Source organism: Paenibacillus polysaccharolyticus (genome assembly GCF_023714295.1).
Taxonomy (GTDB): Bacteria; Bacillota; Bacilli; order Paenibacillales; family Paenibacillaceae; genus Paenibacillus; species Paenibacillus polysaccharolyticus_A.
In genome coordinates, this window is the sequence record NZ_JAMAUN010000010.1 from 174,811 (window position 1) to 190,392 (window position 15,582).

The 15,582-nt window shown below is 44.5% G+C and carries 9 protein-coding genes; 4 read left to right on the forward strand and 5 right to left on the reverse strand.

The window, feature by feature from the left end:
• Positions 1 to 241 precede the first annotated feature (241 nt).
• Entirely contained in the window at positions 242 to 4,228 is a 3,987-nt protein-coding gene (locus tag M3629_RS21565) for an S-layer homology domain-containing protein (RefSeq protein ID WP_251510110.1), read from the forward strand.
• A gap of 266 nt (positions 4,229 to 4,494) precedes the next feature.
• On the forward strand, positions 4,495 to 5,466 hold the full coding sequence (locus M3629_RS21570) for an ABC transporter substrate-binding protein (RefSeq protein ID WP_251510111.1): 972 nt from the start codon (positions 4,495 to 4,497) through the stop codon (positions 5,464 to 5,466).
• A gap of 210 nt (positions 5,467 to 5,676) precedes the next feature.
• Here M3629_RS21570 and M3629_RS21575 read toward each other — a convergent pair whose 3' ends face one another.
• Both M3629_RS21575 and M3629_RS21580 read right to left on the reverse strand, forming a co-directional pair.
• The gene (locus tag M3629_RS21575) at positions 5,677 to 8,277 is read right to left on the reverse strand and encodes a glycine betaine ABC transporter substrate-binding protein (protein ID WP_251510112.1); all 2,601 of its coding nucleotides are present in this window, start codon (positions 8,275 to 8,277) and stop codon (positions 5,677 to 5,679) included.
• Positions 8,243 to 9,472, reverse strand: coding sequence for a quaternary amine ABC transporter ATP-binding protein (locus tag M3629_RS21580; protein ID WP_251510113.1), 1,230 nt, complete (start codon positions 9,470 to 9,472; stop codon positions 8,243 to 8,245). Before M3629_RS21580 ends, M3629_RS21575 begins: the two co-directional genes overlap by 35 nt.
• Before the next feature lie 490 nt (positions 9,473 to 9,962).
• Here M3629_RS21580 and M3629_RS21585 point away from each other — a divergent pair, with 490 nt between their 5' ends.
• On the forward strand, positions 9,963 to 10,538 hold the full coding sequence (locus M3629_RS21585; RefSeq protein ID WP_251510114.1) for a GbsR/MarR family transcriptional regulator: 576 nt from the start codon (positions 9,963 to 9,965) through the stop codon (positions 10,536 to 10,538).
• Positions 10,539 to 10,584: 46 nt separating this feature from the next.
• On the opposite strand, the gene M3629_RS21590 is transcribed toward M3629_RS21585, so the two are convergent.
• On the reverse strand, positions 10,585 to 11,982 hold the full coding sequence (locus M3629_RS21590; protein ID WP_251510115.1) for a helix-turn-helix domain-containing protein: 1,398 nt from the start codon (positions 11,980 to 11,982) through the stop codon (positions 10,585 to 10,587).
• Positions 11,983 to 12,210: 228 nt separating this feature from the next.
• Positions 12,211 to 13,497 carry a DUF5050 domain-containing protein gene (locus M3629_RS21595; protein ID WP_251510117.1) on the reverse strand — a complete coding sequence of 429 codons (1,287 nt, stop codon included), beginning with the start codon at positions 13,495 to 13,497 and terminating at the stop codon, positions 12,211 to 12,213.
• Between the two features lie 267 nt (positions 13,498 to 13,764).
• Between M3629_RS21595 and M3629_RS21600 the strand changes: the two genes are divergently transcribed.
• Positions 13,765 to 14,748: a Gfo/Idh/MocA family protein gene (locus tag M3629_RS21600; protein WP_251510312.1), complete on the forward strand. Its 984-nt coding sequence runs from the start codon at positions 13,765 to 13,767 to the stop codon at positions 14,746 to 14,748.
• Positions 14,749 to 14,761: 13 nt separating this feature from the next.
• On the opposite strand, the gene M3629_RS21605 is transcribed toward M3629_RS21600, so the two are convergent.
• Complete coding sequence (locus tag M3629_RS21605) at positions 14,762 to 15,559, reverse strand: MurR/RpiR family transcriptional regulator (RefSeq protein ID WP_251510119.1); 798 nt, start codon at positions 15,557 to 15,559, stop codon at positions 14,762 to 14,764.
• Positions 15,560 to 15,582 lie beyond the last annotated feature (23 nt).

A 15,582-nucleotide genomic window follows, 5' to 3' on the forward strand; every position in this document is an offset into this window, starting at 1 on the left:
ATATACTTAAGTTGTTATAGTTTTGTCTACAAAATGCCCTCTTTAAGTCCTTGAAAGCAAACGAATGGATCCCGAAGTTAATAAAAACTAATTCATTCGTAATGGTTATGTTCTATTTTCTATCATTTCGCAGAAATATGATTTACATGTCTCTATCGTTCAGTTATCTTATATTTGAACTAATGTACAAGCTATGTGAACAAATGATTGCTAAATTAAAAAACATGGGGGTAGGTTAAACATGTATCGTATGCAGATGATTAGGTGGTTCAGAATATTTCTGGCGACAATGTTGCTACTGACAGGGGCTATACCCGCAGGGCTGTTAGACAGCAAAGCATCAGCAGCAGATGAAGTATTAACAGTAGCCCAGGCACAAGCGAAAAATTCCGATAAATCAACGGCGACGATTGAAGGTTATGTTGTTGGCTACTACAACGGTGGATCGTCCGTTCAGTTGAATCCACCCTTTACATCGGATACTAATTTTGCTCTGGCAGATCGTCCTGAAGAAACGGATATCAGTAAAATGATGCCGGTACAAGTACCTATGAATGCACCTCGTAGCACTTTCGGATTACAAAGCAATACCTCCCTGTATCATTCCAAAGTCAGGATTACAAATGGATCATTAGAAACCTATTTCACTGTCCATGGCGTTAGAAGTATTTCTTCAACCCAATTTCAACAGGTGGATGAAAAACCTGAAACGAAGGCAGCAAGTGTTAGTGCGAACCCTTCATCAGGCGCTGTTCCCTCTGGAACCTTGATTACTTTGGAGACAACCACGATTGGAGGTTCCATCTCTTACAGATTAAATGATGAGACTGAATTTATCCCCTACACCTCCCCGATTACGATAACGGATGCTACTCACATTGAAGCTTACGCACATAAAACAGGATTGGAAGATAGCGACTTCACAATTTTGGATTACACCGTGGTTAACAATACCCCTGTTTCTATCTCGGAAGCCCGAACCAAGTCAGAAAATGAACCCCTAACCGTCCAAGGGTTGGTTACCTATCGAGAAGAATCCGGAGGTATGGCAAACCTGTATATTCAAGATGAAAATGCAGGAATTGTTATACGTGGAACTGATGCAAGTGCGGAACCAGGTGATCAGATTGAAGCCTATGGCCCGCTTAGCCTATACAATGGTCTGCTTCAAGTGGAGAAAGATAAAGCTGGATTTCCAGGCGGGTATATTAAAATTTTGAACAAACATCAAAGCTTACCCGAGCCTCTCAAGCTTACATCCCGTGACTTTGTCCCAGCGCCAGGTGGGGGAAAAGGAGCAGGAGGAAAATATGAAGGAATGCTTGTCGAAGTAAATGAAGTTACGGTGACGAAAAACAGCAGTTCTACTTTTTATGCGACAGATGCACAAGGCGGCGAGATCATCATTTATGCCAAAAATAGTCCTTCTGCACTCCAAACAGACAAGACATACGAAAAAGTAACAGGTGTCATGACCTATCACACCAGTTATGGACTTGAGCTAATTCCTCGCACGTCTGCAGATGTTGTCGAAAATCTACTTTCTGTAACAGCTAGTGTACCTTCGGGTGGAATCGTAACAGGTTCAAACGTCTCATTGTCCTCGCCTATGGCGGGTGCGAGCATTTATTTTACAGTCGATGGGGCTGATCCGACGACAGCATCCACCTTGTATAACCAGCCAATCACAATTCATGAAAATACTGTAGTTAAAGCAATCGCTGTAGCTGACGGGAAAAGTAGCCATGTATATCGTTTTAATTACAAGGTTATTCGGGAACTGGGCAATCTTAGAATTCATGATATTCAAGGGGCGTCGCATTCCTCGTTATATGATGGATTAGCCGTTCAAAATGTTGAGGGAATTGTAACGTATGTGGTGAATTCAAATTCATTCTATATGCAAGAGATTCCCGGGATGGAAGACCACGATGACAACACATCGGAGGGTATCCTAGTATACAAATCATCTCACGGGATGATTACAGGAAATAGAGTGAGAGTATCGGGTCAAGTGAAGGAGTATGCTGTATCTGAATCCGAATTGGCAATAACGGAAATTGTCGCTTCTTCCATTGCGGTAGACGATCAGGATCAACCGTTACCAGCTCCTGTTTTGCTGGGGAGAAATGGACGTATCATCCCAACCGTTATTGACAGCGATTCACTGTCGGTATTTAACCCCGAGACGGATGCCATAGATTTCTATGAAAGTTTGGAGGGCATGAGAGTAGAGCTTGAAAATCCCGAGATTATAGGGCCATATTCGAGCCAACCGGGTCTTGCCGTCGTCGTAGACAATGGTGTTAATAATCCGCTTCGTACCCCGGCGGGCGGTGTTATTTTGACGGATAACGGAAAAGGCCATTTTGAAAGTGATCTTAATCCGCAACGTTTGTTTATTGGCAAGAAACCGTCTGGTGCAGTCAAAACCGGAGATAAACTCGATGGTAACGTCGTTGGGGTAATGACCTATAACAGTGGAAATTTCAGAATCACTCCGGACGGAGCGCTGCCTCCTGTCATTTCGGGCCCAACCAAGCAAGCGGTGACGACTATTGAAAAGGCAGAGGACAAGCTGACGATTGCCACATTTAATGTGGAGAATTTCAGCAAAAAGGATGCTGCGCGAGCTGTAAAAATTGGCAAAATCATTGTAGACCATCTGAAAGCACCAGATATTATCGGCGTTATGGAAGTACAGGATAACGACGGTGAAGCCGATACGGAAACAACGGAAGCGAATGAAAGCTTTCAGACGCTGATCGATGCAATTCAGACCAATAACGGCCCCGCTTATCAATTCAGTGAAATTGCTCCGGAAAATAATAAGGATGGCGGTGCACCAGGAGCTAACATTCGAGTAGGCTTTCTGTATCAGCCAGAGCGAGTATCCTTGGCAGCAGGCATAGGCAAAGGTAATGCGTCCAAAGCAGTCGCTATTTCCGCTGACGGAAGCTTGTCTTTTAATCCTGGCCGTATCGCTCCGACGGAGGAGGCATTTGCAAGCTCGCGTAAACCGCTGGCTGCGGAATTTGAATTCAATGGTGAGCGAGTCGTTGTGATTGCCAATCACTTTAATTCCAAAGGTGGAGACCTGAAACCATTTGGCAGTATCCAGCCTGCAACGCGGAGTAGCGAAGTGCAGCGGGCCAAGCAAGCTGAGCTTGTGAACGGTTTTGTAAAAGAGTTGATTGCCAAGGACCCAGAAGTCAATGTAGCCGTACTTGGTGATTTTAACGATTTCCAGTTTTCCAAGACGTTAAACATCGTTGCGGGCAACGAACTGGATAATCTGGTCGATATGTTACCTGTGAATCAGCGTTATTCCTACATCTATGATGGCAATTCACAGACTCTGGATCACATTCTGGTGAGTAAAAATCTGTCGGATACGGCAGCAATCGAAGTAGTACATGTCAATGCCGACTTTGAAACCTCACACGGTCGAGTAAGTGACCATGACCCGCTTCTGGCACAACTGAGTATTAGGGAACCAGAAGGCGGTAACAATGGCAACACACCGGGAAGTGGCAGCGATGGGGGTGGTTCAAGCACTCCAACGACACCTGTAACACCAACAACTCCGAGTAATCCAGGTCATGGTGGAACGACAAATCCAGCTACACCGGGAGTACCGGGCAATCCTGGGAATGGCGGTAGCAAGGCTCCAGCCAACCCACTCGTGGAATTGAAGGATATCGGCAGTCACTGGGCAGGAGAAGCGATCAGATCAGCCATTACCCGCGGCATTGTCAATGGATATCAGGATAGGAACTTCCGTCCGAATATGCCGGCGACACGTGCTGAATTCATTGTGATGCTGGCACGAGCATTTGAATTGCCTGCAAGCCATAAATCGCTAGCCTTCAAAGATGCAGCATCCATTCCTGACTGGGCTCAAAGCTTCATTGCACAGGCAGTGGACCAAGGCATTATTAGTGGATATACGGATGATACATTCCGTTCAACAGGCAAAATATCACGGGTAGAGATGACCGTTATGCTGGTGAGAGCCCTTGGCTTGCCGCTGGATTCGAAGTCATCACTGACGTTTGCAGATGCAACACAAGTACCTGCATGGGCTGTTCCATACATTGCTGCTGCACAGGAAGCAGGATTAGTGAAGGGGACGGGAGGTAACAGGTTTAATCCAAAGGCAGAGGCGACGAGGGCTGAAGTCGTGACTTTGATCCTTTCCGCCAATGAGTACAAATCGCAGCAATAAGGATTTCGTGCCAGATTGGAAGCATAATTAGAGTGTTGCAAATGAAGTTGAAATGATGGGATACGGCTAGCAGGATCGATTCTGCTAGCTGTATTTTTTTTGCGATAAATATGTTGTGTTCAAGTAGGTACAATTAATTATCCATGTGTCTAATTCCGGACAAGGACTTTGATAAATGATTGACATGTTATCGACTCATATCATATAATCAACACGTTCATTAAATTGATAATGATTATCATTAACGATTAGGGGAGACTATACAGATGAAAAAGCAATGGATTTTACCGTTCATCGTGCTGATGTTGTTTACGATAATTGCCAGCGCATGTGGTAACGGGGCTTCAAGCGGTGCATCAGACAATGGAAAACAAGAGACAACTGCAACGGAAGGGACAAGCAGTGAAGCAGCGAATACTTCAGATACGATAACGTATCAATCCGAGACAGGGCCCGTGGAAATTCCGGCTAAACCGCAACGTATCGTTGCTTTGACGAACGGTCCCAACATTCTTTCTATGGATGTAACACCAGTGGGCGTAGATAAATGGACAGCAGAAAATCCTTTGTTCAAGGATAAATTAAAAGACGTTGCTATCGTAAGTGATGAAGATCCGGAGAGTGTCTCCGCTTTGAACCCAGACTTGATCATTGCAGGTTCACATATGAAAAATCTTGAACAACTGTCCAAAATTGCTCCAACGATCGTATACACATGGGGTAAACTCGATTATCTGCAACAGCAGCTGGAGATTGGCAAAGTGCTGAACAAAGAGTCTGAAGCACAAGCATGGATTGATGATTTCACCAAAAGAGCCGGAGAGATCGGCAATGAGATTAAAGCGAAGTATGGAGATAAAGTAACGGTGTCCACCATCGAAATCGCTGATAAAGAAGTTTTTGCCATGGGGGATCACTGGGCACGTGGAACGGAAGCGCTATACCAAGCGATGAAGTTGAATATGCCTGAAAAAGTAAAGAATGATACGTTAAAAGATGGATATCATTCCTTGTCACTTGAAGTTCTTCCGGAGTACATGGGTGACTTCATCGTGCTCAGTAGAGACATGACTCGGGATAACGAGATTATGAAATCGGGAATCTGGAGTAAAATTCCGGCCGTTCAGAATAAACAGGTTATCGAGCTCGATACCAAAGCGGTGACGTACAGTGACCCGATTACGCTCGACTATGTATTGAATATTTTCAAAGAAGGATTTCTTGGCACAGGGAAATAATCAAGCGATTAACACCTAAGGGATTACGCGTAAACCTAAAAATGATATAACAAAGAGACGAAGGAGGCACAAAGGTCCTTTTCGTCTTTTTGTTAGTTAAACGAAAACCACCTATCTCGTACATTCGAGATAGGTGGTTTTCATAGAAAGAACAACGTTATAAGAACAAAATCAACTTACTGCAATGAACGTTTGAACAAGAGAAAAGATTTATTTATCCTTTAAGTCTGCGATAGATTTGATATCCATGTATGCTGGAACAACAAGCCCCGTTTTTACACCTGTCATATTGGCACCAAGGTCATCCAATTGATCCTTGTATTTAGCCCAATAATCAGCATGTGTCAGAGGAAGCCATGCAGCCGGAGAAGCATCCACGTCGCCTGACGCAACACCCGTCCACATTGGTCCGGCTTCAACTTGTAATGCGTTGACTTTATATCCAAGTTGGGTTTCCATCACATATTTCAGTAGATTTGTGCTAGCAATCTCGGAGTCCCAGGCAACATAACCGAGACGGAACGTATCACCGTTCACGGGTGTCAGACCTTTCGTCCATTCATCAATCTGATCTTTGTGTTTCTCAGCATAGTCTTTGGCAGCCTGTTCCGGTGACGTACCGTCCTGAATGGCAATCATCATCTCACCCATCTCATCCGAAGTCCATTTGAAGCGGGACAGGAATTCATAAGCTACCGGATGATCTTCTTTCAGACCTTTACGAGCGATCGTATGAATTTCTTCGGCATCTCCATAGACTTTATCGGGATCCTCCAAATATTTCAGGTCATATTGGTTGAACATCCAATGCGGAGTCCAGCCTGTAATGATAATCGGTTCTTTATTTTTGTAAGCTTTGTCCAGCGTAGCCGTCATGGCTGCGCCGGACCCTTCTACCAAATTCCAGTTGGTCAGGCCATACTTTTCAATGGCACTGGCGGTGGATTTCATAATACCGGCACCTGGGTCAATACCGATAATCCGGTGGTTGACTTCATCTCCAACGTTGGCATTTGCCGTAGGTTCAGAGGATGAACCAGAAGTTGAAGCCCCCGTTTCCAAATCTTCAATCGAGTTAACGTCCGTCATATATTTAGGAACAACCAGACCTGTGCGTACACCTGTCATATTGGCTCCAAGGTCCTCAACTTGATCTTTGTAACGTTCCCAGTAGTCAGCATGTGTCAGTGGCAACCATGCTGCAGGAGATGCATCTACGTCACCTGAGGCCACACCTGTCCACATAGGTCCAGCTTCAACTTGAAGTGCGTTGACTTTGTATCCAAGCTTGTTCTCCATGACGTATTTCAGCAAGTTGGTGCTTGCAATCTCAGAATCCCATGCAACATAGCTCAGTTTAAACGCATCACCATTGACAGGTGTCAGACCTTTTGTCCATTCGTCAATCTGATCCGCATGTTTCTCTGCATAATCTTTGGCAGCCTGTTCAGGGGATGTTCCATCCTGAATGGCAATCATCATCTCGCCCATCTCATCCGAAGTCCATTTGAAGCGAGACAGGAATTCATAAGCCACGGGATGATCTTCCTTCAGACCTTTGCGAGCGATGGTATGAATTTCTTCGGCATCACCAAACGATTTTTTGGGGTCTTCCAAATATTTCAGATCATACTTGTTGAACATCCAGTGAGGAGTCCAACCAGTAATGATAATCGGTTGTTCGTTTTTGATTGCTTTGTCAAGTGTAGCTGTCATAGCGGCACCCGAACCTTCAATCAGGTTCCAGTCAAACAAGTTATAATCCTTGATGGCTTTGGCGGTTGATTTCATAATGCCCGCACCTGGATCAATACCAATAATCTGATAGTTTACTTCCTTGCCTACAGCATTGGCTGCCCCGTTGTTGCCACCAGCAGATGTTGTGCTGCCTGTGAAGTATTGAGAGAAGCCAGCGACCAACACAACGAGTGTTGCTGCCGCAGTAATCCAAGCTTTTTGTTTCGCGGAGAAACGGGACGTTTTTTTGCGGCCAGGCATAAACAGGTTTTGCGTGAAGCGGTCAAGTACGATGGCAAGAACTACGACAGCGAGACCAGCTTCAAATCCTTTACCAATCTGTAGCTGCGTTACAGCACGGTATACTTCAGCACCGATACCCTGTGCACCGATCATGGATGCAATAACAACCATGGATAGGGACAACATGATGGTCTGGTTAATACCGGACATTACCGTAGGCAGGGCAAGTGGAAGCTGTACCTTAAACAATTTCTGAGCCGAAGTTGATCCGAAAGCATCTGCCGCCTCAACCAGTTCGCTCGAAACCTGTTTAATCCCCAGGTGAGTAAGACGAATGGTTGGCGGGATAGCGAAGATTACTGATGCAATAACGCCGGGAACAACGCCTAGACTGAAGAACGTAACGGCTGGCAACAGATAAACGAATGCAGGCATCGTCTGCATAAAGTCCAGCAGAGGCGTGATAATGCGCGCGGCTGTTTTGCTGTATGCGAGCCAGATACCAACAGGCACACCGAGCAGAATTGAGATCAATCCTGACGTTATAACTAGACCGAGTGTGTCCATCGATTGGGACCAGTAGCCCAGGTTATCCACGAGAAGGAATCCGATAACGGTAAACAGAGTAAGTGGCAACCTGCCTACCAGAAAAGCTAGTACGCCTAATATGGCGATGAACAGAAGTGGATGAGGAAGCATAAACAGCCCCGAGAAAAATCCAACCACGTCCTGAATAACGACAGAGATCACTTTAAACAATCCGGAGAGCGAGGAGCTCATCCAGTCAACGATGGATTCAATCCACGATGCTAGTGGTATTTTGGGTATCATTCAGAGCTTCCTCCTTTTCTGCAACTTCACCGCTTAGGGCACCGAGCAGGGCACCGCGAACGATAACACCTTGCAGACGGCCAGTTTCGCTAACAACGGCGAGCGGCACATGGGCTGAACTTACAATCTCAAACAATTCATGAATCAGGGTATCCGGAGACACTGTCGGCCCATCTGTAATGAGAATGTCGTTTAATACTTTATTTTCGCGCATTGCACGGGTTGCGTCTTCTGCTGTAATGACACCCAGCAATTTTTTAGAGCGATCAATGACAAACAGGTTCGATATCCCGCGTTCACGCATCAACTCAAGAGCAACACGAGGACCACGATCGGTTGTAATGGTCTCAGGACGGCGCATAACGTGTGATGCTGTGAGGACCTTGGACAAGTCCACGTCTTCGACGAAGCGGGCCACGTATGAGTTGGCCGGTTGAATCATAATTTCCTCCGGTGTACCGATCTGCACAACGGCGCCGTCTTTCATAAGAGCAATCCGGTCGCCAATGCGCAGCGCTTCGTCCAAGTCATGGGTAATGAAAATAATCGTCTTTTTCATCTTATCCTGAAGCTCAATCAACTCATCTTGCATATCACGACGAATCAATGGATCAAGCGCACTGAAAGCTTCGTCCATCAGCAGTACTTCCGGGTCATTCGCCAGTGCGCGAGCAAGACCGACACGTTGCTGCATCCCGCCGCTCAGCTCATCCGGCATTTTATCTTCCCAGCCTTTGAGGCCAACGAGTTCGAGTGAGGTCTTGGCTTTCTCACGGCGAACGTCCTTATCTACCTTTTGAACTTCCAAACCATATTCCACATTATCAAGAACAGTGCGGTGCGGAAACAATGCAAACTTCTGGAATACCATGCTTATCGTTTTCCGGCGTACTTCTCGCAATTGTTCTTTGTTCATTTTTCGCAAATCTTTGCCATGAACCAGAATTTCTCCGGATGTTGGTTCAATCAGACGATTGAACATCCGAACGAGTGTGGACTTACCACTACCGGACAGGCCCATAATTACGAAAATTTCACCTTCTTTGATTTCCATGTTGACCCGATTGACACCAACCGTTATCTGTTTTTCTTTGGCCAACTTTTCTTTGCCCCAACCTTGCTCCAGTAATTCCAGACCTTGCTCGGTTTGGGGGCCAAACAGTTTACTTACGTTTTTCACTTCAAGTATGGTCATGTTTTCACCCCTTCTGATGTGTTGTGCACTTCGAACGGCTTTTAGCAGTCACAAGCCCATACACTTGTGCGCCCAGCCACGAAATCCGGTAATTTTTGCTTCGCTTCCCGTCTTTCTGGGTAACGGTTTGTATTCTAACAATAGTTAACCAGTATAGCAACCGAATAAACAGTACATAATGTTTATACAGTAAAAACTGTACAAAGTTTTCCTCCCAAATGCTCTGTTTATCTCCTTTTTCTGGCTAATCAGACATCTTTACATTTATTATTGCTTTTCCTACAATAGAAAATGAGCTGAATAAAGCTTATTTTTTTGGTTAAATGAACATCGTAGGCAAATTGAAGCATGGTAAAGTTCCCAATATAATCCATTGGGTGAGGTGTTTTCTAGCTTATAGAATATCCAGTTGCATGCTTTCCCATGTAAGCAGAGCTTGAACATGTTGATTTTTTGCCAAGACTGGAATGTCAGAATGGAGGTTGCAAGCATGAGCTTGGACCATTTGCAAGAGGATCAGCAGACAGCGGTGCTGAAGATCCGTAAACGCGTTATCGAAGCCATTGGACGAAATATGGATCTATACGGCGTAACGTTGTCCACGGGACATTTATATGGATTGCTATTTTTTGCAGAAAAACCGATGACCCTGGATGATATGGGTCGGGAAATGGAAATGAGCAAAACAAGCATGAGCACCGGAGTACGAACTCTGCTGGATCTGAAAATGGTAAATAAGGTGTGGAGCAAAGGCTCCAGAAAAGATCTATATGAAGTGGAGTATGACTGGCATCAGACGTTTACTGATTTTTTCGCTATTAAATGGAGAAAAGCGGTGGAGAGTAACCTTCAGATTCTTCGCAAATCCATTGACGAGATGAATCGGTTGATCGACCAGCTTGATGAGCAGGCGGATGCCGATCTTCTGCGAGTACTACATGAGGACAAGCGTAAAGTATTGCAAGCGGAAGCATACTACCGATGGCTCGACAGGCTTATTGATGCGATGGAAGATGAAGAAATCTATAAGCTTGTTCCAAAAGAAGAAATGAAAGAACAGTTATAAGAACGAAACAAAGGACCCATTCCGTCAGGAAGGGTCCCTTTTCTTTTTATCGCCCAATGACACTCAAGTTTTCGTGTGTCGGTGCCGTAGAAGGATGCATGACAACGGGCTTTATTAGGTTTTTCTTTTTCCGTTGTATATGTTGTGAGGGAATTCGCAATGTGGAGTCTTTGGAATGTGAATGAATATGCCGAGTATTCATTTGGTCCGTCCAAGCGACATGCTTCTGGTCGCGACTTGATGTAAGTGTAGGGGATGGACTGACTTCCAAACGATGAAGTGCGAGTTCCTTGAAATACAATTTTGCTTGCTTCTCACGCCCGATAAGCTCTGCCAACCGAATATGAGTTTCTTTCCAATCATCGGTCACTTCGACAATGACGACAGGGGCAATACCTTTCAGTTGATCAGTATAAGGTTGACAGGACACGTCACCAATAATCAGATCAGGTTTAGCTTTGCGAAGTTGTTCCAGTTGGTTCGTTAGATTACGTTCTTGCTCCGCTGTCTTCTTATTCTGACTATGGCCCAAATTCAGTGATTCAACTGGCTTCAATCCCAAGGAGTGTAGGTGCTCATCAAAGCCAGCGCTAGATACTATGCCTACACGTAAACGATGTTTCTTCATATATATACTAGGTGCAATGCCGAGCATCTGCTTGAACTTTCGGCTAAAATAATATTCATTGCCATAACCAACGGATTCTGCGACTTCTTTGAGAACACAATTTTCCTCTGTCAGTTGTTTTTTGGCTTCTTCAATTCGTATCCGATTGAGATAATCGGTAGGTGACATGCCTTTTGCTTTTTTGAAGCTACGGGAATATGAGCTTGGTGTCAGCCCTGCAATTTTGGCTAGATGATCCATACTGATGCCTTCACTCATGAAACGACGCATATAATAAATGCTCCGCTCCAGTGCTGGATCTACCTTTTCAAGGTTTTCTTCCAGTCGGTGTTCTGACAGGAATTGCAGCAGTTCATGTAACTGGCTATGTATGCTGACATAGTGATCTGCATGTTCTCCTCGATAGGAAGCATACAACTTGGCCATTCGTTCTGCTGCTTGCTGTTCATGCCGGATGCGCATTTTGCCCGACTGCCATTCCAATGGAAGAGAGGAAGAGGTCGTCATTTTCCACTCGCCTCGTACTCGCTGCATATGGACTTGCTCCATACTCAACATGAGGAATTCAGTGAATCCTGAGTGAGCCACTGCATCGATGGTCACGCCGGGTTTGATTAGAAATAGTTCACCAGCTTGTGCTTCATACACGCTGTCGTCCAGAACCAGAATACCGTTGCCTTTTAAAATAAGACAAAGTATGGCCCGGCTTACCGTAATGCCTTGTATACGGAAGTTTTTCCCGCGACATACTCGGCACATGGAAGAGAGTAGCGGTAAAGAAGAGGTTTCGGTTAGTACGGGAAACGATTCATTCATACGGACCATCCTTTTGTCTTATTTTCTCAATGATAACAATTATCATTCTCAAATGGAAGGCATTTTGGAAAATTAGTTTCGACAAATTAGAAAACACGATAAAAATGCAAAATGGTATAGGTTAAATATAAGCACAAAAAAAGATGACACACAGCACCAAAGCTGAAGAGCCATCTTATCCTTACATTATTAATCAAACCTGAAAATCGAAAGAGAACTGGAACGAACTTATTTCGTTGTAATCAAAAGAATATTGTCCAGAAAAATGTCACTTAGTGCTTGTTGTCCTGTTCCATTGGCTGCTGAATGATATAAACGGAACTCATCTTTCGCGTGGATGTAGAAAATTCCCGGGACATCATCACGCAAGTGGAACGTTTCCCATTCGTCAGCGGCTATTTTGCTTACTTTTAGAGAGGGATTGACTGCATAAAGACCATTTTTGCCAGAAATGTAGACAACCTCCGGTTTATCATTCATCCATTGATTCGTAACGTAGGTTACGTTGCTCAAGTTGAGATTAGACGTTTTACTCACCTTGCTCGCAGTAACCGTTTTGGCGTACGCTTTTTGATCCGCATCAATGATTACCACCTTGTCTGTTCCAACTGCACTGACTTCTCGCACGCTTTTGGAGTGAAGCTGAAATGTTTTACCGGATGTTGTCAATGCATAAGCTTTGCCCAGGGTATAGTTATAATCCTTGTTGCTGTCCAGCTTAATACCGCTATTGTACACATATAGATTGTTGCTCCAGCCACCGGAATAAACGGCATTTACATCAAGCTTGGCTTTTGCATTCACGGCCGCGCCTTTACCTGTGTTGTAGTTGGCCTTGTACATCACAATCGCTTTCGTAGAATAATATTGCTCATCAGGATTGGTGTTAACCATGAATTGTAATTCATTTTTGGCAAAATTCACAAAATAACGACTCTCTACAGCACCTTGGGCCAGTTTCTGTACGTTTCCAGTACCGTTTGATGCTTTGGAAGCCACCCACGTATTCCCGCCAACCAAGGCATTATAGTACACACGTCCTTTGGTCACGATTAGAAGTGGATAGTCCGTATTAACTTTGTCCGCAATTTTGGTTGCAGATGATATACCTTGGTCGCCATTGGCACGATATATGCTTCTCTTGGAGTCTATGTAGTAGATAAATCCGTTATCCGCATAATAATTGATGACATCGGAAGCGAATGTCTCTGGTTCATCACTGGAACCGTCATTTGGAACGCGAAGTAATGTTGTGGAAGTAGAGGACTGAGTGTAGTAGAGATATGATCCCGCTGCAGTCAAATCTACGCCTTCAAAATCAATTAATACTTCTGCTGGATTGCTACCATCTCCGGATACTTTGTAAAGTACGCCATCAGATTCATAATAGACGGTTGACTGGCTTAGCGAAGCTGCTTGGGCAGCGGTTCCGCCTGTTAATGTAACTGCTGTAATGAGTGTAAATAACAGCAATGCACAGAGGGTGCGTTGTACGTATGTATACCCTGTATTCATTCTTGCTTCCTCCCCTTAGATATATATGTCGTCAATTTCTTATGTTATATCGGTAAACTATGGAATTTATGTTAGATCTAGAGTGGGGATGAGAGCGGGGATAGAAGGAGAAAAAGCAAGAGATTGAAATTGAATTTCATACTCGGTTCAACGTGAAATCCATTTGCGCATGATGCTACCATTCTCGCCCTGAAATATTCTCCACCTAATTTGGTCGTGGTAACATGGTTGTGACTGAACCATCAACGACAGGAGAGAAACGATATGATGAAGATAGCAACCATAGGTACAGGTTCCATTGTAGATGCCATTTTATCCGCGATCAATGAACTGCATGATGTCATGGTCACAGCGATGTACTCCCGAAAGAGAGAGACAGCACAAGAGATTGCAGATAAATATGGGATAAGTACAATCTATACAGACCTGGAATCCTTACTTTCGGATCAAAATGTAGATTTCGTTTACATTGCTTCGCCCAATAGTATGCATTATGAACAGGCCTATCAGGCACTTCAACATGGTAAACATGTTGTATGTGAAAAACCGTTCACGTCCACGCTTCAGGAAGCAGAAACGCTGATTGCACTTGCAAAAGAAAAGAACCTGCTGCTGTTTGAGGCCATCTCCAACATTCATTTGCCCAATATCAAAATCATCGAGGAGCAACTACCAAAGCTTGGTGCGATCAAACTGATTCAGTGTAACTACAGTCAATACTCCCGTAAATACAATGATCTTCTAGCGGGGCAGACACCGAACGTATTTAATCCCGAGTTCTCTGGTGGAGCGCTGATGGATATCAACATTTACAATCTGCATCTGGTTATGAGTTTGTTTGGCAGTCCGAATACCGTATCGTATACAGCGAATCAGCATGCGAACGGCATTGATACATCAGGAGTTGTGGTCCTCAAGTATCCCGAGTTCATTGCAGAATGTGTAGGTGCTAAAGATACGAATGGCATGAACTTTGTGCTAATCCAGGGAGAAAAAGGGTACCTTCAGGTTGTAGGAGGAGCGAACGGTTGCCGGGAAATCAAGCTTCAGATCGGGAAAGAGCCATCTGAGGAGTATAGTGCGCAGAACAAAGCCAATTGGCTGTACTATGAGTGGGAAGCGTTCAGAGACATTTATTCAGCTGGAGATCATAAGCGTTGTTATGAACTGCTCGAACACAGCCGTTCTGTAATGATCGTACTTGCGGAGGCTCGCAAGCATGCGGGAATTGTGTTTGCCGCGGATAAATAATTATGGATAAATCTCAGTAGTTGTCGCTGATGCTCGCCATATACAGCATATCAAACAGATAGAGTACCGAGATCATGGAAGACATTTTGGATAACCTCAATTGTTCGTTATAACCATAGCTTAGCAGTGTTTCATCACAATGTCTGGACAGTGTTGAAAGATTGTTTTCGGTCACGGCGATGACTTTACGTTGCATATTCTTCAGTACTCTGGCGGCTTCAATCATGGATGAGTTCTCTCCCGTATGAGATATGACAAAAGACAGGATGAACTGACTGGTATTCATTGTATTTAAATAATGCATGTTGGGACCATTGTGTGCCACCGCCGCAATGCCAAGCTCGTTCCATTTGGCACAAGCTTGCTGTGCCAAATAATAATTCATATCGCTACCGTAGATATCGATCCGTGCGGATTCTTTGACCCAATTCGCGATTCGTACTAAAACAGGAGCGTTTAACATACGGTGTGTCTCATCCAGCGCCTGGTGATATAGGTAGGGAACCGAGTCGATCGCAGCCAGTACATTGCCTTGTTCTGTGATTGTATGATCCGGCGTCCGTAAGGGGGAAGAGGGTTGTTGTTGATATTCTAGCGCAAGCTTTAACTGAAAGTCTGGGTACCCTTTGGTACCCAGCTTTTTGCATAGGCGAACAATAGTGGACGCACTTGTATAAGTCTGCTGAGCCAGTTCATGGGCTGTAGAGTGGAATACAACTTCGGGGTCGTTCAGGATAAAGTCCACAATATGCTTCTCCTGTGCCGTTAATGATGAAGCATATTTTAATTTCTGGAGTAGGTTGTATTCCATGCTGTTGTTCCATTCCTCTCTAT